The sequence below is a fragment of the Yersinia kristensenii genome (assembly GCF_900460525.1).
Taxonomy (GTDB): Bacteria; Pseudomonadota; Gammaproteobacteria; order Enterobacterales; family Enterobacteriaceae; genus Yersinia; species Yersinia kristensenii.
On sequence record NZ_UHIY01000001.1, the window covers coordinates 2756661 to 2775544 of the forward strand.

Here is an 18884-nt window from a genome sequence, read left to right on the forward strand (position 1 = left end):
TGTGTTGTGTTGATAGGGTTAAATCCTAACCCGTTGCGGAGGAAAAGGTCATGAAGCTTGAGTTTTCAATTTATCGCTATAACCCGGACGTCGATAACGCGCCGCATATGCAGGATTACACGTTAGAAGCGGAAGAAGGCCGGGATATGATGTTGCTGGATGCCCTTATCCAGTTAAAAGAAAAAGATCCAACGTTGTCGTTTCGTCGTTCATGCCGTGAAGGGGTTTGTGGCTCCGACGGTTTGAATATGAATGGCAAAAATGGGCTGGCATGCATTACACCGATTTCGGCTTTGCAAAAGGGCAATAAAAAGATTGTGATTCGCCCATTGCCGGGGTTGCCAGTGGTGCGGGATTTAGTGGTCGATATGGGGCAGTTTTATACTCAGTATGAGAAAATTAAACCTTACCTGTTGAATGATGGCAAAAATCCGCCAGCGCGCGAGCATTTACAATCGCCGGAACAGCGCGAAAAACTGGATGGTCTGTATGAATGTATCCTGTGCGCTTGTTGCTCTACATCTTGTCCGTCATTCTGGTGGAATCCGGATAAATTTGTTGGCCCGGCAGGGTTACTGGCCGCCTATCGCTTCCTGATAGATAGCCGTGATACTGAAACAGCAGCACGTTTGGATGATCTGGACGACGCTTTTAGTGTTTTCCGCTGCCATAGCATCATGAATTGTGTCAGTGTTTGTCCTAAAGGCCTTAACCCGACCAAAGCAATTGGCCACATTAAGTCTATGTTGCTACAGCGAAGTGCATGAAAAGCGCTACAGTGCACATGATAGTTGCAACGCAGTACACGATGTGAGTTTATTAACCTGGGGAATGCTTCCCCAGGTTGCTTAAAGGTAGGGAATCTCTAAAAGCCGACAAGTTGTCTGCTTCTAGAGGTTCCTTGAACGGGACCGTTAAGGTCCATAACAGAACGTGTATTAAGCACGTCGAGTGAACCGTTTTTACGGCAAACCGTTGATACTACGGTGTATATGTTAACCACGGCGAAAACTGAAGCTTCAAAGCTTAAGGGATCATGATGCAGAACGGCGCAATGAAGGCCTGGCTGGATTCCTCCTATCTGGCGGGCGCGAACCAGTCCTACATAGAGCAGCTCTATGAAGACTTTTTAACCGATCCTGGTTCCGTTGATGATAGTTGGCGTTCAATTTTTCTACAACTACCTACGACGGGTGTAAAACCTGATCAGTTCCACTCTCAAACACGTGAGTATTTCCGTCGCTTGGCGAAGGATCCCTCTCGTTATAACTCATCCATCAGTGATCCTGAAAATGATGCCAAGCAAGTTAAGGTGTTGCAGTTAATCAATGCCTTCCGCTTCCGCGGCCATCAACATGCCAACCTAGACCCACTCGGTTTGTGGAAGCAGGAGTCTGTTCCAGACCTTGACCCTGCTTATCACCATCTGACCGAATCCGATTTCCAGAACACCTTCAATGTGGGTTCTTTTGCTATCGGCAAAGAAACCATGAAGCTGTCTGACCTGTATGCCGCCCTGAAACAGACCTATTGTGGTTCGATTGGCGCTGAATACATGCATATCACCAACACTGAAGAGAAACGTTGGCTTCAGCAGCGGATTGAATCGGTGGTCGGGAAACCTACATTCAGTGATGAAGAAAAGCGCCGCTTCCTGAGCGAACTGACTGCAGCTGAAGGTTTGGAGCGTTATTTAGGGGCTAAATTCCCAGGCGCTAAGCGTTTCTCGCTGGAGGGCGGCGATTCGCTGGTCACCATGCTGAAAGAAATGATTCGCCATGCCGGTAAAAACGGAACACGTGAAGTGGTTCTGGGAATGGCGCACCGTGGTCGCCTGAACGTATTGATTAACGTGTTGGGTAAAAAACCGGAAGATTTGTTTGATGAATTCGCCGGCAAACACAAAGAGCATCTGGGGACTGGTGACGTTAAATATCACCAAGGTTTCTCATCCGATGTGGAAACTGAAGGCGGCCTGGTTCACCTGGCACTGGCCTTTAACCCTTCGCATTTGGAAATTGTTAGCCCAGTCGTCATTGGTTCGGTACGAGCACGCCGTGATCGTCTGGATGAAGCGCGCAGCAATATGGTATTGCCAATCACTATTCATGGTGATGCGGCGATTGCCGGGCAGGGCGTGGTGCAAGAAACACTTAACATGTCGCAAGCCCGTGGTTATGAAGTGGGCGGGACGGTGCGCATTGTTATCAACAACCAGATTGGTTTCACTACCTCGAACCCACTGGATGCGCGCTCTACCCAATACTGTACTGATATCGCCAAAATGGTACAGGCTCCGATTTTCCACGTGAATGCTGATGATCCTGAAGCCGTGGCGTTTGTGACTCGTCTGGCGTTGGATTTCCGTAACACCTTTAAACGTGACGTGATGATCGATCTGGTTTGCTACCGTCGCCATGGGCATAACGAAGCCGATGAGCCAAGTGCAACACAGCCAGTGATGTATCAGAAGATTAAAAAACACCCGACGCCGCGCAAAATCTATGCTGACAAGCTGGTAGAACAAAATATCGCCAGCCTGGAAGATGCCACGGAAATGGTCAACCTGTACCGTGATGCACTGGATCATGGCGATTGTGTGGTGGAAGAATGGCGTCCAATGAATCTGCAATCTTTCACTTGGTCACCCTATCTGAACCACGAATGGGATGAAGAGTATCCAAGCAAAGTTGAGATGAAACGCCTGCAAGAGCTGGCGCGCCGCATCAGCCATGCACCAGAAGCTATTGAAATGCAATCCCGTGTAGCCAAAATCTATGGTGACCGTGCCTTGATGGCCAGCGGCGAGAAACCATTTGACTGGGGCGGTGCTGAAACACTGGCTTACGCGACTCTGGTCGATGAAGGGATTCCTATCCGTTTATCCGGTGAAGATGCTGGGCGTGGGACTTTCTTCCATCGTCATGCGGTGATCCATAACCAGAAAAACGGTTCTGTTTATGTGCCGCTGGCGAACGTTCACAGCGGACAGGGTGATTTCCAGGTATGGGACTCGGTGCTTTCGGAAGAAGCGGTTCTGGCGTTTGAATATGGTTATGCCACCGCAGAACCACGCACGCTGACTATCTGGGAAGCGCAGTTTGGTGACTTTGCCAACGGTGCTCAAGTGGTTATCGACCAGTTCATCAGCTCCGGCGAGCAGAAATGGGGCCGTATGTGTGGCCTGGTCATGCTGTTGCCGCACGGTTATGAAGGGCAAGGTCCAGAGCACTCCTCCGCACGATTAGAGCGCTATCTGCAACTTTGTGCCGAACAAAACATGCAGGTGTGTATCCCATCAACGCCAGCGCAGGTTTACCACATGATTCGCCGTCAGGCATTGCGTGGTATGCGCCGTCCGCTGGTGGTCATGTCACCTAAGTCATTGTTGCGTCATCCATTAGCGGTCTCTTCGCTGGATGAATTGGCCAATGGTAGCTTCTTACCGGCTATTGGTGAAATCGATGAGCTGGACCCGAAAGGCGTTAAGCGTGTCGTGATGTGTTCAGGCAAAGTCTATTATGACCTGCTGGAACAACGGCGCAAAAATGGGCAAACCGATGTTGCTATCGTGCGTATCGAGCAGCTTTATCCGTTCCCACATCACGCGGTACAAGCGGTGCTGGAACCCTTTGCTCATGTGCATGATTTTGTTTGGTGTCAGGAAGAGCCGCTTAACCAGGGTGCCTGGTATTGCAGTCAGCATAACTTCCGTGAAGTGATTCCATTTGGTGCATCCTTGCGTTATGCAGGCCGCCCAGCATCAGCTTCACCAGCAGTGGGATACATTTCCGTACACCAGAAACAACAACAAGCGCTGGTTAATGACGCGCTGACTGTTGAATAGCGACCGGTTAACACATAAAGGATAGAGAATGAGTAGCGTAGATATTAATGTTCCTGACCTCCCTGAGTCTGTCGCCGATGGTTCTGTAGCAACCTGGCACAAGAAACCGGGCGATAGCGTCAAACGTGATGAAGTGCTGGTCGAGATTGAAACGGACAAAGTAATCTTGGAAGTTCCGGCCAGCCAAGACGGCATTCTGGACGTCATCCTGGAAGATGAGGGCGCGACCGTGCTCTCACGCCAGGTATTGGGCCGCATCCGCCCAAGTGACAGTTCCGGCCTACCGACAGAAGAAAAAAGCCAAAGCACGGAGTCAACTCCTGCCCAGCGCCAGACGGCCAGCTTGGAAGTCGAAAGCAACGATACCCTCAGCCCAGCGATTCGTCGCCTGATTGCTGAGCATAGTCTTGATGCTTCGGCCATTAAAGGCAGTGGTGTGGGTGGACGTATCACACGTGAAGATGTCGATAGCCATCTGGCAAGCCAGAAATCAGCTCCAGCTGCAGCGGAAATCAAAGTTGAAGCCGTCGCACCTGTTGCCGCTCTGGCTGGCCGCAGTGAAAAACGAGTGCCAATGACTCGTCTGCGTAAACGTGTTGCCGAGCGTCTGTTGGAAGCTAAAAACAGCACCGCAATGTTGACCACGTTTAACGAAATCAACATGAAACCTATCATGGACCTGCGTAAGCAGTACGGCGAAGCTTTCGAGAAGCGCCACGGTGTTCGTTTGGGCTTTATGTCTTTCTATATCAAAGCGGTTGTTGAAGCACTGAAACGTTATCCGGAAGTCAATGCTTCTCTTGATGGCGAAGACGTGGTTTACCACAATTACTTTGATATCAGTATTGCCGTTTCTACTCCACGTGGCCTGGTTACCCCAGTATTGCGTGATGTTGACACCATGGGCATGGCTGATATTGAGAAGAAAATCAAAGAATTGGCTATCAAAGGTCGTGACGGCAAATTGAAAGTTGAAGAGCTGACCGGCGGTAATTTCACTATTACCAATGGCGGTGTATTCGGCTCATTGATGTCGACTCCGATTATTAACCCGCCACAAAGCGCAATCCTTGGCATGCATGCCATTAAAGATAGGCCTATGGCGGTAGAGGGTCAGGTAGTGATTCTGCCAATGATGTACCTGGCACTGTCCTACGATCACCGCTTGATTGACGGCCGAGAATCCGTTGGTTATCTGGTGACGGTAAAAGAGATGCTGGAAGATCCAGCTCGCTTACTGCTCGACGTATAAAAAAGATAAATGACAAGGTCAGTCTGATTGCAAGGTGTTGATGACCTGCCTCCGCGCAATCAGGCTACCTGGTAGGCTTCGGCTCAACTCAGACCTTATATGGATAGAACATCATGAATTTACACGAATATCAGGCAAAACAACTGTTTGCTCGGTATGGCATGCCAGCGCCAACTGGCTATGCCTGTACCACACCGCGTGAAGCAGAAGAAGCCGCATCTAAAATCGGTGCTGGCCCGTGGGTGGTTAAATGTCAGGTGCATGCGGGTGGTCGCGGTAAAGCGGGCGGCGTGAAACTGGTTAATAGCAAAGAAGATATTCGTGCTTTCGCTGAACAGTGGTTGGGCAAAAAACTGGTGACTTACCAGACAGATGCACATGGTCAACCTGTTCACCAAATTTTGGTTGAAGCGGCGACTGATATCGACAAAGAGCTCTATCTGGGCGCGGTTATTGATCGTAGCTCCCGTCGGGTGGTGTTTATGGCATCCACTGAAGGTGGCGTTGAGATTGAGAAAGTTGCCGAAGAAACACCAGAATTGATCCACAAAATCGCTTTGGATCCATTGACTGGCCCGCAGCCTTATCAAGGTCGCGAATTGGCTTTCAAACTGGGCCTGACCGGTAAGCAAGTTGCTCAGTTCACCAAGATCTTTATGGGGCTGGCGACCTTGTTCCTGGAGCGCGATTTAGCGATGGTTGAAATCAACCCGCTGGTTATCACCAAGCAGGGCGATCTGATTTGTTTGGATGGCAAACTGGGTGCTGATGGTAACGCTTTGTTCCGTCAACCCGAATTGCGTGAAATGCGCGATCCTAGCCAGGAAGATGCCCGTGAAGCCCATGCTGCACAGTGGGAACTGAACTACGTGGCATTGGATGGCAACATTGGCTGCATGGTAAACGGTGCGGGTCTGGCCATGGGTACCATGGACATTGTGAAATTGCACGGCGGTGAACCGGCTAACTTCCTCGATGTTGGCGGCGGTGCCACGAAAGAGCGTGTGACTGAAGCCTTCAAAATCATTTTGTCTGATGACAAAGTGAAAGCAGTTTTCGTTAACATCTTCGGCGGGATTGTGCGTTGTGACCTGATCGCTGACGGCATCATTGGTGCAGTGGAAGAAGTGGGCGTCAACGTGCCAGTCGTGGTTCGTCTGGAAGGAAATAACGCCGAGCTGGGGGCCAAAAAACTGGCAGACAGCGGTTTGAATATCATTGCTGCGACCAGCCTGACAGATGCGGCTCAGCAAGTTGTAGCGGCAGTGGGGGCTAAATAATGTCTATTTTAATTGATAAAAACACCAAAGTTATTTGCCAGGGTTTTACCGGTAGCCAAGGGACTTTCCACTCCGAACAAGCTATCGCCTATGGCACAAAAATGGTTGGCGGTGTGACGCCAGGCAAAGGCGGCACCCAGCATTTGGGCTTACCAGTATTCAATACTGTACGTGAAGCGGTAGATGCAACCGGTGCTACGGCCTCGGTTATCTATGTGCCAGCTCCGTTCTGTAAAGACTCAATTTTGGAGGCTATCGACGCCGGCATCAAATTGATTATCTGTATTACTGAAGGTATCCCAACACTGGATATGCTGGTAGTAAAAGTCAGATTGGAACAGTCTGATGCACGGATGATCGGCCCGAACTGCCCAGGTGTTATCACCCCAGGTGAATGTAAGATTGGCATCATGCCGGGTCATATTCATTTACCGGGTAAAGTGGGGATTGTTTCCCGTTCAGGGACTTTGACCTATGAAGCGGTAAAACAAACCACGGATATCGGTTTCGGTCAGTCAACTTGTGTTGGTATCGGTGGCGACCCGATTCCGGGTTCTAACTTCATCGATATCCTGAAGTTGTTCCAGGAAGATCCACAGACTGAAGTGATCGTGATGATCGGTGAAATCGGCGGTAACGCAGAAGAAGAAGCGGCTGCTTATATTAAAGATCACGTGACCAAACCTGTTGTAGGTTACATCGCCGGTGTGACTGCACCAAAAGGTAAGCGTATGGGCCATGCAGGCGCCATCATTGCGGGCGGTAAAGGAACGGCGGATGATAAATTTGCTGCGCTGGAAGCTGCAGGCGTGAAAACCGTCCGTAGCCTGGCTGAAATTGGTAATGCCGTGAAAGCTGTTTACCAGAGCCATAAATAATCTTGTGTTATAGAGGCCACCTTGGGGTGGCCTCAGACCGTTGACAAAGTTGATTCGCGGGGAAATGTGCCGAATGGGTCGTCGTCGCGTAAGCGACCGGAGCGCCCATCGGTGCAGTCGCCCCGCCAGTCATCGGGCGATAAAAGAGGTTTGTCAGCAACCTCAGGCCACCTTAGGGTGGCCTTTTAATACCCAATCAGAATTTATTCAGTGCCGTAATAAGAGCGATATCTGTTTGAGCTTGCTGTTTAACCTGCTCATTTTTGCTGCCCGAAACTTGTTGCTGCGATGTCGTCAGCGCTGCATCGTAACTGGCTTTATCTTTAAACAGTTTATCTTTGACATTGATCGACGCAATGTTGGTATAGCGGCCATCATCCGTGGCTGGCACTGCTATAGTGCCATCATTAATCAGTTGTTTAACAACCTGCCGCTCTTTCTCATAGCCCTCCAAACCCACCAAATGCCAGCGCTGTTGAGGTTTTCCCTCATATTTACCCGCTTTAACATCCGTCAGATAGTGAATCGTTAGGTTACGGATAGTGCCTTCTTCTTCACCATATTGGGCTTTGCTGTCCGACAATATCGGGAATTTTTGCCCTTCGAGCACGCCGCCTTTTTGCGTTAAATGCCCCATCCGATAACTGTTCATGCCCAAATGTATGGGAGTGGTATCTGTGACGGGGGTGCCGTCATTGAGGCGCAGGTCGGTGATACGCGTACCCGCGGGTTGACGTAAATCAATGGTGTATGTCACCCCATCAAAGAAGTCATTAGTCGAATATTTAGAGGCACGGCGCTGCGGGTTGAAGCTGTAGGTTACATCGCCGGGTTTAACTTGGTTAAAGTAGCCAGCCGACCACTCCATATATTGCTTCAGCTCTTTGCCGGTCAGGGCATAAACCGTGATTTCACCGCCAGCATATTGATAGTTGAATGCAATATCTTTAGCTGTAATATCACCCACATCCATTTTGGGACGGTCATTATCAATCTGCAAGGCGATGACTTGGGCCTGCGGGGCATAATAATGTGCTGCTTCTTGATATAGCGCACTGATGCCGGTGTCTTGCACATGGACTTGCGGAATACCTTTGATCTCATCCGGCGGAACCAAATTTGTACCGCTCAGTTTCGCAATCACTCGATTAGCATTAGCGCGCAAAATATCGTGGTAAGGTTGATAGAGTGCTTCCAGCGTTTTATCAGACTCAACCCCTTTGATTGGGTAGGTGTAGCTGTCTTTGTCTATCAGGTGATATTTCCCGTCGCGTTGCTCAAATTTCAGATCAATACGGGATAGGGCGCGGCCATATTTATCCGGCTCAGTAATAATGACGCCATTGATCACCGCTTTATCAACTTTCACATGCATATGGCCCGCGACAATGGCAGCAAGCTCTGGATTGGCTTTGGCGATATCGCCAACACCGGTTCCGGGCCGCTGATTCTCATTGTCGATCCCCATATGCGCCACCAGAACAATGGCATCTACCTGGGGCTGGAGCTGCTGAATGACCTTTTTCACTTCTTGCATTGGATCAGTGAAATGGATGCCATTAATGCGATCAGTGCCCTGAGCAAACTCGGCGGTCATGGGGGTATCCATCCCGATAATGCCGATTTTAACCCCTTGGCGCTCAATAATTTTGTAAGAAGGCAAGTAGGGTTTACCTGAATCCCAGAAAATATTACCCGCCAGTGCTGCGCCGTCAAATTGCTTTAATGAGGTAGAAAGGACTTTCAAGCCAAAATCGAATTCGTGATTGCCCATCACCCAAGCGTCATATTTCAAGGCATTAAAGCCAAGGATCATTGGGCTGATAGGTTCGTTTTTAAAGGTTTCGACAAAGTTGCCCTGAAGAGTATCTCCAGCATCCACCAAAATAATATTCGGCTGTTCAGCCCGTATTTTATGCACTTTGGTGGCTATTTGACTCAGGCTACCAGCCAGATTTTCGCTGTCACTGGCATAGTCCCATGGTACGAAAGTGCCATGTAAATCAGAGGTTCCCAAGATAGTAATATCAACTTGTGGTGCAGCGAAAGCGGGGGAGCTGATACAAAGTAATGTGGTGAGTGCTATTTTTTTCATTGTAGGGGATTCATTTATCAGGTAATAGCACTTTATCATGCAACAAAATGGCAACACTTGCGAACGCTTCCCTCAGGATAGACTAATATATTCATATAAAACTCGGAAATGTGATTTAACTCACTCTGAAAATAATAAATTTAAAAGTTAACCTGGATCGCATAATAACCACGTAATAAAGCACTAACTAAACCATAAAATTACATTTATTTAACAGCTGTGGATTATATAAAAACAATTGAACTTTTAATTAACATTAAAAAGAATTAATTGTTCTAAATCAACTTTTGAATATAGCAATAATGTTCATATGGGCTTAAATTGTTTTGGATCAAATTACGCTATGATAAGTAAATGGCCTATTTATTGACCTGTATCCAGAACTCGAAGCTGGGTCACGTAAAATCCTATTTATTGTGTGGGATTAGAAGCGTACTATTACCGCGGTGTAATACTGGGTAGTTGATATTGTTATTTTTGTTGTGTTTTTTGGGCATTCACTGCGGGTTATGACTAAACTTCCAATATTAATGGAGGTCCAGTTGCCGCAAGTCGGAGTCTTCGTGCGAGGAGCAAGGAGTCAAGATGTTTGATATTGTCGAACTGTCACGGTTACAGTTTGCCTTAACGGCTATGTACCATTTCTTATTTGTCCCATTAACGCTGGGTATGGCGTTTTTGTTGGCAATTATGGAATCGGTTTATGTGCTGTCTGGCAAACAAATCTATAAAGATATGACCAAGTTCTGGGGTAAGTTATTTGCGATTAACTTTGCTCTGGGTGTTGCTACTGGTCTGACTATGGAGTTCCAATTCGGGACTAACTGGTCATATTTCTCACATTACGTCGGTGATATCTTCGGTGCCCCTCTGGCAATCGAAGGTTTAATGGCGTTCTTCTTAGAATCTACTTTCGTCGGTCTATTCTTCTTCGGTTGGGATCGTCTGAGTAAACACCAGCATTTGGCCGTAACCTGGCTGGTGGCCTTAGGCTCTAACTTCTCTGCGCTGTGGATCTTGGTTGCGAATGGCTGGATGCAAAACCCGATTGCATCTGACTTCAACTTTGAAACCATGCGTATGGAAATGCTGAGCTTCTCAGAATTGGTGTTAAACCCAGTTGCTCAGGTGAAATTTGTTCACACTGTGGCAGCAGGTTATGTCACTGGTGCGATGTTTGTTCTGGGTATCAGTTCTTACTATCTATTGAAAGGCCGTGATATTCCGTTCGCCAAACGTTCCTTTGCTATTGCTGCGAGTTTTGGTATGGCTGCCGTACTGTCTGTTATCGTGCTGGGTGATGAATCCGGTTATGAAATGGGTGATGTGCAGAAAACCAAATTGGCTGCGATTGAAGCTGAATGGGAAACTCAGCCACCTCCGGCGGCTTTCACGCTATTTGCCATCCCCAATCAGGAAACCATGGAGAACCGGTTTGCGGTTCAGATTCCATTTGCCCTGGGGATAATTGCGACCCGTTCACTGGATACGCCAGTTATCGGCTTACGTGATTTGATGTCTCAGCACGAAGTCCGTATCCGTAATGGTATCCATGCTTACAGCCTGCTGGAAAAATTACGTGCGGGTAATACTGACCCTGCTGTGCGTGAAGCATTCAGTCAGGCGAAACAAGACTTAGGCTACGGCCTGTTACTGAAGCGCTATACACAAAACGTAACGGATGCCACTGAAGAGCAAATTCAGTTAGCAGCACAGGACTCTATTCCTCGCGTTCTGCCGTTGTACTTCGCTTTCCGTATCATGGTGGCCTGTGGCTTCCTGATGTTAATTATCATCGGCTTGTCATTCTATAATGTGGTTCGTGGTCGGATTGGTGAGAAGAAATGGTTACTGCGTGCCGCATTGTTCGGTATTCCGTTACCGTGGATTGCAGTCGAAGCTGGTTGGTTTGTGGCAGAATATGGTCGCCAACCATGGGCCATCGGTGAAGTGCTACCGACAGCAATTGCAAACTCATCCGTTACTGCTGGGGATATCCTATTCTCCATGGGGCTGATTTGCGGTCTGTACACGCTGTTCCTGGTGGCAGAAATGTACCTGATGTTCAAATTCGCGCGCCTTGGGCCTAGCAGCCTGAAAACTGGCCGTTATCATTTTGAGCAGCCGACTGCCCCAGTGCAGGAAGCACGGTAAACAGGAGTCCACTTATGTTTGATTATGAAGTATTACGATTTATCTGGTGGCTGCTGATCGGTGTACTGCTGATTGGTTTCGCAGTCACTGATGGTTTCGATATGGGCGTCGGTATCCTGCTGCGCATCATCGGGAAGAATGATACAGAGCGTCGCATTATGATTAACTCGATTGCCCCTCATTGGGATGGTAATCAGGTTTGGCTGATAACTGCGGGTGGGGCGCTGTTTGCTGCCTGGCCAATGGTCTATGCCGCCGCATTCTCCGGCTTCTATATTGCAATGATTCTGGTGTTGGCTGCGTTATTCTTCCGTCCAGTCGGTTTCGATTACCGGTCTAAACTGGAGAATAACCGCTGGCGCAATATGTGGGACTGGGGCATTTTTGTCGGTAGCTTCGTGCCTGCTGTGGTATTCGGTGTGGCGTTCGGTAACTTGCTGCAAGGCGTGCCGTTCCATATGGACAGCTATATGCGTCTGTTCTACACCGGTAACTTCTTCCAGTTGTTGAACCCATTTGGTTTACTGGCAGGGGTGGTCAGCTTGACTATGCTGGTCACGCAGGGTGCAACTTACCTGCAAATGCGTACCCGTGGGGAGCTGCACTTGCGTTCCCGTGCTGCGGCGCAAATCTCTGCGTTGGTGATGAGCGTTGCCTTCCTACTGGCCGGTATCTGGTTAGTTAAAGGTATTGATGGCTTTGTTGTGACTTCAGCATTGGATACAGCAGCTCAATCTAACCCGATGCGCAAAGAAGTTGCACATCAGGCGGGTGCCTGGTTGATTAACTTCAACAAGTATCCAAGCTTGTGGGCGCTGCCAGCACTGGGTGTGATTCTGCCACTGTTCACCATCTTGCTGTCGCGCTTTGAAAAAGGGGCTTGGGCGTTCCTGTTCTCATCACTGACCATTGCCTGTGTGATACTGACTGCTGGGGTCACCATGTTCCCATTTGTTATGCCGTCAAGCACCGTGCCAAATGTTAGCCTGACAATGTGGGATGCAACATCGAGCCTGTTAACGCTGAAAGTGATGACCATTGTTGCGATAATCTTTGTTCCTATCATCCTGATTTACACCAGCTGGTGTTACTACAAGATGTTCGGGCGCATTGATAAAGAGTTCATCGAAAACAACAAGCATTCACTGTACTAAGGAGCATAAAGCATGTGGTATTTTGCCTGGATTCTAGGGACACTTCTGGCCTGCTCCTTTGGTATCATTACTGCTCTGGCGCTGGAGCAGAGTGAAGCCAATGCAGCAGCGAAAGCCGCTAATAATGGCGAAGACGATGTTGTCCGATAAGCTATACAATCTAATGGATAAGGGCCCCCTACGGGCCCTTTCACTGGTGCTCGCATTTGCAGTGGCTTTCTGTGTGTTCTGGGACCCTACGCGTTTTGCGGCGGCAACCAGCTCACTGGAAGTCTGGCAAGAAGTGTTTATCGTGTGGGCAGTTTGTACCGGTGTGATTCATGGCGTTGGTTTTCGTCCAAAACGGATGTTATTACGCGCTTTTTTCTCACCACTTCCAGCAATTGTGATCTTGGGCGCGGGATTATTCTACTTTTTCGCTTAATCTGAATCTATATCGCCTAATCTGCACACAATCTCACCTTATGGGCCGCCTGGCCCATAATTATTTTCGTTCTATTCTTGCAAGTGATTCCAAACCTTAACACTCTTCAGTATAGTGTGTCCGTTAACTGCATTACTGGGAAGTAGAGTGAGTAATACGTTGTTTCGATGGCCGGTTCGTGTCTACTTTGAAGACACCGATGCTGGCGGTGTGGTTTACCACGCACGCTATGTCGCCTTTTATGAAAGGGCACGCACAGAAATGTTGCGCCAACGCAATTTTCACCAGCAGCAATTGCTCAGTGAGCATGTCGCTTTCGCTGTCCGCCGCATGACGGTAGAATACCTGGCACCTGCACGTCTTGATGATATGCTGGAGGTTCAGAGTGAGATTACCGCAATGCGTGGGGCTTCTCTCACGTTTGCTCAACGAATTCTCGACTCACATGGCAATCTTCTGAGTAGTGCAGAAGTATTGATCGCATGTATCGATCCACACCAAATGAAGCCAAGAGCGCTTCCTAAGTCTATTGTCGCGGAGTTTAAGTAGTGGCTGACATGAACATTCTGGATTTATTCCTGCAGGCAAGCCTATTCGTTAAGCTTATCATGCTGGTATTGATGGGCTTTTCTATTGCTTCTTGGGCGATAATCATTCAGCGAACGCGTATTCTGAATGCTGCTACCCGCGATGCTGAAGCCTTCGAAGATAAATTTTGGTCCGGCATCGAGCTGTCTCGCTTGTATCAAGAAAGTCAGGCTCGCCGTGATACGCTGGGTGGTTCCGAGCAAATCTTCCATTCCGGATTTAAAGAGTTTGCTCGTTTACATCGTGCAAATAGCCATGCGCCTGAAGCCGTGATTGACGGTGCTTCCCGAGCGATGCGTATCTCGATGAACCGTGAATTAGAAGCGCTGGAAACCCATATTCCTTTCCTTGGTACTGTGGGTTCCATCAGCCCGTATATCGGCCTGTTTGGTACAGTATGGGGGATTATGCATGCCTTTATTTCTCTGGGTGCAGTCAAGCAGGCGACATTACAAATGGTCGCACCGGGTATTGCAGAAGCACTGATTGCCACGGCGATCGGCTTGTTTGCCGCTATCCCTGCTGTTATGGCTTATAACCGCCTGAATCAGCGTGTGAATAAACTTGAACAAAACTATGACAATTTCATGGAAGAGTTCATTGCTATTCTGCATCGCCAGGCTTTTGCCAGCGCCGAGAGCAAATAAGTAGGGGGTTGTATGGCGCGAGTACGTGGTCGTAAACGGCGCGAGCTTAAGTCTGAAATTAACATTGTTCCCTTGCTCGACGTTTTGCTGGTGCTATTGCTGATCTTTATGGCGACCGCGCCGATTATCACGCAAAGCGTTGAGGTGGACTTACCTGACGCGACGGATTCAAAAACCGTCTCCAGCGATGATAATCCGCCGGTGATTGTCGAAGTATCAGGTGTGGGCCAATACTCGCTGGTGATTGACCATCAGCGGATGGAGCAACTGCCTTCAGAACAAGTGGTGGCAGAGGCTCAAGCAAGGTTGAAATCGAATCCGAAAACTGTATTTCTGATCGGCGGTGCGAAAGAGGTTCCTTATGATGAAATTATTAAGGCCCTTAATATGCTGCATCAGGCTGGAGTGACATCGGTAGGCTTAATGACTCAACCGATATAAATTTGCGTTGATATTGGCTGGGTTGATAGTGAATCCAGCCAGTAGATACCCTGTTTTTGGCAGTTCCGTTTTTTAGCAATAGAGCGCGGACATCGAGTGTGGAAATCGAGCGTGGGTAAGGCAACCGAGCAAAATGATAAGCTGAATCGCGCTGTTATAGTGTCGGTGGTTCTGCACATCATATTGATTGCCCTGTTGATTTGGGGCTCTCTGACGCAGACGACTGAAATGGGCGGCGGCGGTGCTGGCGGTGAAGTTATTGACGCCGTTATGGTCGATCCGGGCGCGGTGACAGAGCAGTACAACCGCCAACAGCAGCAGCAGACAGACGCTAAACGGGCGGAACAACAACGCCAGAAGAAAGCCGATCAGCAAGCTGAAGAATTACAGCAAAAACAGGCGACAGAACAACAGCGCCTGAAAGAATTGGAAAAAGAGCGTCTGCAAGCGCAAGAAGATGCCAAGCAGGCGGCTGAAGAACAGAAAAAACAGGCTGCTGAACAGCAAAAAGAAGCGGCTGAGCAACAAAAAGTGGCCGCTGCTGCTGCGGCGAAAGCTAAAGAAGAGCAGAAGCAGGCCGAGGCCGCTGCGGCTAAAGCCAAAGCAGAAGCCGATAAACTGGTGAAAGCGCAAGCTGAAGCACAGAAAAAAGCCGAAGCTGAGGCCAAGAAAGAGGCGGCTGTAGCTGCTGCTGCGAAGAAACAAGCTGATGCTGACGCGAAGAAGGCCGCAGAAGCGGCTGAGAAAGCTGCAACAGAGGCCGCTGAAAAGAAAGCCGCCGCTGATGCTGAGAAAAAAGCTGCCGCTGACGCTAAGAAAGCCGCTGCTGCTGAGGCCAAAAAGAAAGCTGCCGCAGAAGCTGCCGCAGAAGCTGCCGCGACAACAGATGTCGATGATTTATTCGGTGGCTTGGCAAATTCCAAGAATGCACCGAAAAGTGGGTCCGGTGCTGGCGCTGCTGCTGCGGGTAAAGGTGGTGGTAAGAAGAGCGGTGCATCAGGCGCGGATGTCAGTGGCTATCTAGGCCAGATCACTGCCGCGATCCAAAGTAAATTTTATGATGCAGATCTTTACAAAGGCCGTACCTGTGATCTGCGAATTAAATTGGCACCAGATGGTCTATTAATTGATGTTAAAGCGGAAGGGGGCGACCCGGCACTGTGTCAGGCAGCCATCGCCGCAGCAAAACAAGCGAAGATCCCTAAACCACCAAGTTCTGATGTTTATGATGTGTTTAAGAATGCTCCGCTTGTATTTAAACCTCAATAAGGTTTGATTGACGGGGATATACTCTGTTAAGCAGCTATGTATTATGTAGTTTTGTTTGCGTTGGTTTGTTAAAATTCTGCTAATTATCACGGGCATCCCGCTCGGGTAAGGGAGACAAGATGAAGCAGGCATGTCGAGTTGCGCTAGGCTTTTTAGTTTTATGGGCTTCTGTTTTACATGCAGAAGTTCGAATTGAGATTACCCAAGGGGTAGACTCTGCTCGTCCAATTGGGGTTGTTCCATTCAAATGGATGGGGCCGGGTACTCCACCAGAAGAGATTGGCGCGATAGTCGGCGCAGATTTACGCAATAGTGGCAAATTTAACCCCATTGATGCGGCGCGTATGCCACAGCAACCGTCTACTGCGGCTGAAGTAACACCTGCGGCTTGGACTGCGTTAGGTATTGATGCCGTGGTGGTTGGGCAGGTTCAGCCAAGTGCTGATGGCAGTTTCGTGGTTTCTTACCAGTTAGTAGATACTTCTGGTGCTGCGGGTAGCGTTTTGGCGCAGAATCAGTATAAAGTGACTAAACAGTGGTTACGTTATGCCGCGCATACTGCCAGTGACGAAGTCTTCGAAAAGCTGACTGGGATTAAAGGTGCTTTCCGTACCCGTATTGCTTATGTGGTGCAAACCAACGGCGGCAAATTCCCACATGAATTGCGGGTTTCTGATTACGATGGCTACAACCAGTTTGTGGTTCACCGCTCTCCAGAGCCTCTGATGTCACCAGCCTGGTCTCCAGATGGTAGCAAGATTGCTTATGTCACTTTCGAAAGCGGCAAATCAGCGCTGGTTATTCAAACGTTGGCAAATGGTGCAATCAGACAAGTGGCTTCATTCCCACGTCATAATGGTGCGCCAGCTTTCTCACCGGACGGTACCAAACTGGCCTTTGCTTTGTCTAAAAGCGGTAGCTTGAATTTGTACGTTATGGACTTAGGGTCTGGCCAAATCAGCCAGGTGACTGATGGCCGTAGCAATAACACTGAACCAAGCTGGTTCCCGGATAGCCAGAATCTGGCCTATACCTCGGATCAGGGCGGTCGTCCACAAGTGTATAAAGTGAATATTAATGGCGGTGCGCCACAGCGAATCACGTGGGAAGGTTCTCAGAACCAGAACGCAGATGTGAGTCCTGATGGTAAGTTCCTGGCATTGGTGAGTTCCAATGGTGGGGCACAACACATCGCCAAAATGGATCTGGTAACGGGAGCCGTTCAAGTCTTAACGGACACGTTCCTGGATGAAACGCCTAGTATCGCGCCTAACGGCACCATGGTTATCTATAGCTCGACACAAGGGCTGGGAGCCGTGTTACAGCTGGTCTCGACTGATGGGCGTTTCAAAGCGCGTCTTCCGGCAACTGATGGACAGGTCAAATTTCCTGCCTGGTCGCCGTATCTGTGATGCATGTGTAAATACGTATGTATGGCAAACTATAAAAAAGGATCAAAGAGATGCAACTGAACAAAGTGCTAAAAGGGCTAATGTTGGCTTTGCCAGTTCTGGCAATCGCTGCTTGTAGTTCCAACAAAAGCGCAAATAATGACCAATCTGGCATGGGCGCTGGCACTGGTACAGAAAACGGCAGCAACCTGTCTTCCGAAGAGCAAGCGCGTCTTCAGATGCAAGAACTGCAAAAGAACAATATCGTTTACTTCGGTTTCGATAAATACGATATCGGTTCTGACTTCGCTCAAATGCTGGATGCACATGCTGCATTCCTGCGTAGCAACCCATCTTACAAAGTTGTTGTTGAAGGCCACGCGGATGAACGCGGTACGCCAGAATATAACATCGCGTTGGGCGAGCGTCGTGCAAATGCAGTGAAAATGTATCTGCAAGGTAAAGGCGTTTCTGCTGACCAAATCTCTATCGTTTCTTACGGTAAAGAGAAGCCAGCAGTACTGGGCCATGACGAAGCAGCATTTGCTAAAAACCGTCGTGCAGTTCTGGTTTACTAAGAGAATCGCATGAACAGTAACTTCAGACGTCACTTAGTGGGTCTGTCGTTACTGGTTGGCGTAGCGGTCCCATGGGCCGCTACTGCCCAAGCGCCAATCAGTAATGTCGGCTCCGGCTCGGTAGAAGATCGGGTCACTCAACTTGAGCGTATTTCCAACGCTCACAGCCAACTATTAACTCAACTTCAGCAACAACTATCAGATTCGCAACGCGATATAGATAGTTTACGCGGTCAGATCCAAGAAAATCAGTATCAGCTCAATCAAGTTGTTGAGCGGCAAAAACAGATCTATCAGCAGATGGATAGTCTGAGCGGTGGTCAAGGGGCGTCTACTTCAACGCCTGCGGCTGCTGGCGCTGCAGCAGATAATGCAGCGGCTGGAAGTACTGATACTGCCGCGGCAGGCGCAGCAGCGGCTACAGCGGCACCTGCAGCAAGTACTGGTGATGAAAACAGCGATTATAATGCAGCTGTTTCTCTGGCTCTTGAGAAAAAGCAATATGATCAAGCGATCACTGCTTTCCAAGGCTTTGTGAAACAGTATCCAAAGTCGACTTACCAACCTAACGCCAATTATTGGTTAGGGCAGTTGTATTACAATAAAGGTAAGAAAGATGATGCTGCGTATTATTATGCTGTTGTCGTAAAAAATTATCCAAAGTCCCCAAAAAGTTCAGAAGCCATGTTTAAGGTTGGGGTGATCATGCAGGATAAAGGCCAGAGCGATAAAGCGAAGGCGGTTTATCAACAAGTGATCAAGCAATATCCCAACACTGATGCTGCTAAACAGGCGCAGAAACGTTTGTCTGCACTTTAGCTTTTTTCGAGCCCAGGAATTGGTCTTATTGACTAATTTCTGGGCTTTAGCGAGTGAAGAACAAGCA

At 48.8% G+C, this 18884-nt stretch carries 17 protein-coding genes; 16 read left to right on the forward strand and 1 reads right to left on the reverse strand.

The features are described 5' to 3' along the window. Nucleotides 1–50: 50 nt before the first annotated feature. The 5 genes from DX162_RS12525 to sucD all read left to right on the forward strand — a co-directional run bounded on the left by DX162_RS12525 (nt 51) and on the right by sucD (nt 7257). Nucleotides 51–767, forward strand: a complete 717-nt coding sequence (locus DX162_RS12525; RefSeq protein WP_004393316.1) for a succinate dehydrogenase iron-sulfur subunit — start codon at nt 51–53, stop codon at nt 765–767. A 272-nt stretch (nt 768–1039) separates the two neighbouring features. Continuing rightward, entirely contained in the window at nt 1040–3847 is a 2808-nt protein-coding gene (gene sucA, locus DX162_RS12530) for a 2-oxoglutarate dehydrogenase E1 component (protein WP_032821148.1), read from the forward strand. 28 nt (nt 3848–3875) lie between these two features. Further along, on the forward strand, nt 3876–5099 hold the full coding sequence (odhB, locus tag DX162_RS12535) for a 2-oxoglutarate dehydrogenase complex dihydrolipoyllysine-residue succinyltransferase (RefSeq protein ID WP_004393314.1): 1224 nt from the start codon (nt 3876–3878) through the stop codon (nt 5097–5099). A gap of 113 nt (nt 5100–5212) precedes the next feature. Beyond that, nucleotides 5213–6379: an ADP-forming succinate--CoA ligase subunit beta gene (sucC, locus tag DX162_RS12540; RefSeq protein WP_004393313.1), complete on the forward strand. Its 1167-nt coding sequence runs from the start codon at nt 5213–5215 to the stop codon at nt 6377–6379. Next, nucleotides 6379–7257 (forward strand): succinate--CoA ligase subunit alpha, encoded by an 879-nt coding sequence (gene sucD / locus DX162_RS12545; RefSeq protein WP_032821147.1) that lies wholly within the window; start codon nt 6379–6381, stop codon nt 7255–7257. Before sucC ends, sucD begins: the two co-directional genes overlap by 1 nt. Before the next feature lie 196 nt (nt 7258–7453). Here sucD and DX162_RS12550 read toward each other — a convergent pair whose 3' ends face one another. Further along, on the reverse strand, nt 7454–9352 hold the full coding sequence (locus tag DX162_RS12550; protein WP_004393312.1) for a bifunctional metallophosphatase/5'-nucleotidase: 1899 nt from the start codon (nt 9350–9352) through the stop codon (nt 7454–7456). A 585-nt stretch (nt 9353–9937) separates the two neighbouring features. Between DX162_RS12550 and cydA the strand changes: the two genes are divergently transcribed. The 11 genes from cydA (at nt 9938) to cpoB (ending at nt 18817) form a co-directional block, all read left to right on the forward strand. Next, on the forward strand, nt 9938–11506 hold the full coding sequence (gene cydA / locus DX162_RS12555) for a cytochrome ubiquinol oxidase subunit I (RefSeq protein ID WP_004393311.1): 1569 nt from the start codon (nt 9938–9940) through the stop codon (nt 11504–11506). A gap of 14 nt (nt 11507–11520) precedes the next feature. Beyond that, on the forward strand, nt 11521–12660 hold the full coding sequence (gene cydB / locus DX162_RS12560; protein WP_004393310.1) for a cytochrome d ubiquinol oxidase subunit II: 1140 nt from the start codon (nt 11521–11523) through the stop codon (nt 12658–12660). 12 nt (nt 12661–12672) lie between these two features. Further along, nucleotides 12673–12810 carry a cytochrome bd-I oxidase subunit CydX gene (gene cydX, locus DX162_RS12565; RefSeq protein WP_004393309.1) on the forward strand — a complete coding sequence of 46 codons (138 nt, stop codon included), beginning with the start codon at nt 12673–12675 and terminating at the stop codon, nt 12808–12810. Beyond that, nucleotides 12797–13084 (forward strand): cyd operon protein YbgE, encoded by a 288-nt coding sequence (gene ybgE, locus DX162_RS12570; protein ID WP_050413840.1) that lies wholly within the window; start codon nt 12797–12799, stop codon nt 13082–13084. The genes cydX and ybgE overlap by 14 nt, the downstream gene beginning before the upstream one ends. Before the next feature lie 147 nt (nt 13085–13231). Beyond that, nucleotides 13232–13633, forward strand: a complete 402-nt coding sequence (gene ybgC / locus DX162_RS12575; protein ID WP_005165498.1) for a tol-pal system-associated acyl-CoA thioesterase — start codon at nt 13232–13234, stop codon at nt 13631–13633. Next, a complete protein-coding gene (gene tolQ / locus DX162_RS12580; RefSeq protein ID WP_004393307.1) occupies nt 13633–14319 on the forward strand; it encodes a Tol-Pal system protein TolQ in 687 nt (228 codons plus the stop codon). The genes ybgC and tolQ overlap by 1 nt, the downstream gene beginning before the upstream one ends. Before the next feature lie 12 nt (nt 14320–14331). Continuing rightward, on the forward strand, nt 14332–14760 hold the full coding sequence (tolR, locus tag DX162_RS12585; RefSeq protein WP_004393306.1) for a colicin uptake protein TolR: 429 nt from the start codon (nt 14332–14334) through the stop codon (nt 14758–14760). Between the two features lie 111 nt (nt 14761–14871). After that, nucleotides 14872–16029, forward strand: a complete 1158-nt coding sequence (tolA, locus tag DX162_RS12590) for a cell envelope integrity protein TolA (RefSeq protein WP_032821145.1) — start codon at nt 14872–14874, stop codon at nt 16027–16029. A gap of 119 nt (nt 16030–16148) precedes the next feature. Further along, complete coding sequence (tolB, locus tag DX162_RS12595; RefSeq protein WP_004393302.1) at nt 16149–17441, forward strand: Tol-Pal system beta propeller repeat protein TolB; 1293 nt, start codon at nt 16149–16151, stop codon at nt 17439–17441. A 50-nt stretch (nt 17442–17491) separates the two neighbouring features. Further along, complete coding sequence (gene pal, locus DX162_RS12600) at nt 17492–17998, forward strand: peptidoglycan-associated lipoprotein Pal (protein ID WP_004393299.1); 507 nt, start codon at nt 17492–17494, stop codon at nt 17996–17998. A gap of 9 nt (nt 17999–18007) precedes the next feature. Further along, nucleotides 18008–18817 (forward strand): cell division protein CpoB, encoded by an 810-nt coding sequence (cpoB, locus tag DX162_RS12605; protein WP_032821144.1) that lies wholly within the window; start codon nt 18008–18010, stop codon nt 18815–18817. Nucleotides 18818–18884: the final 67 nt, after the last annotated feature.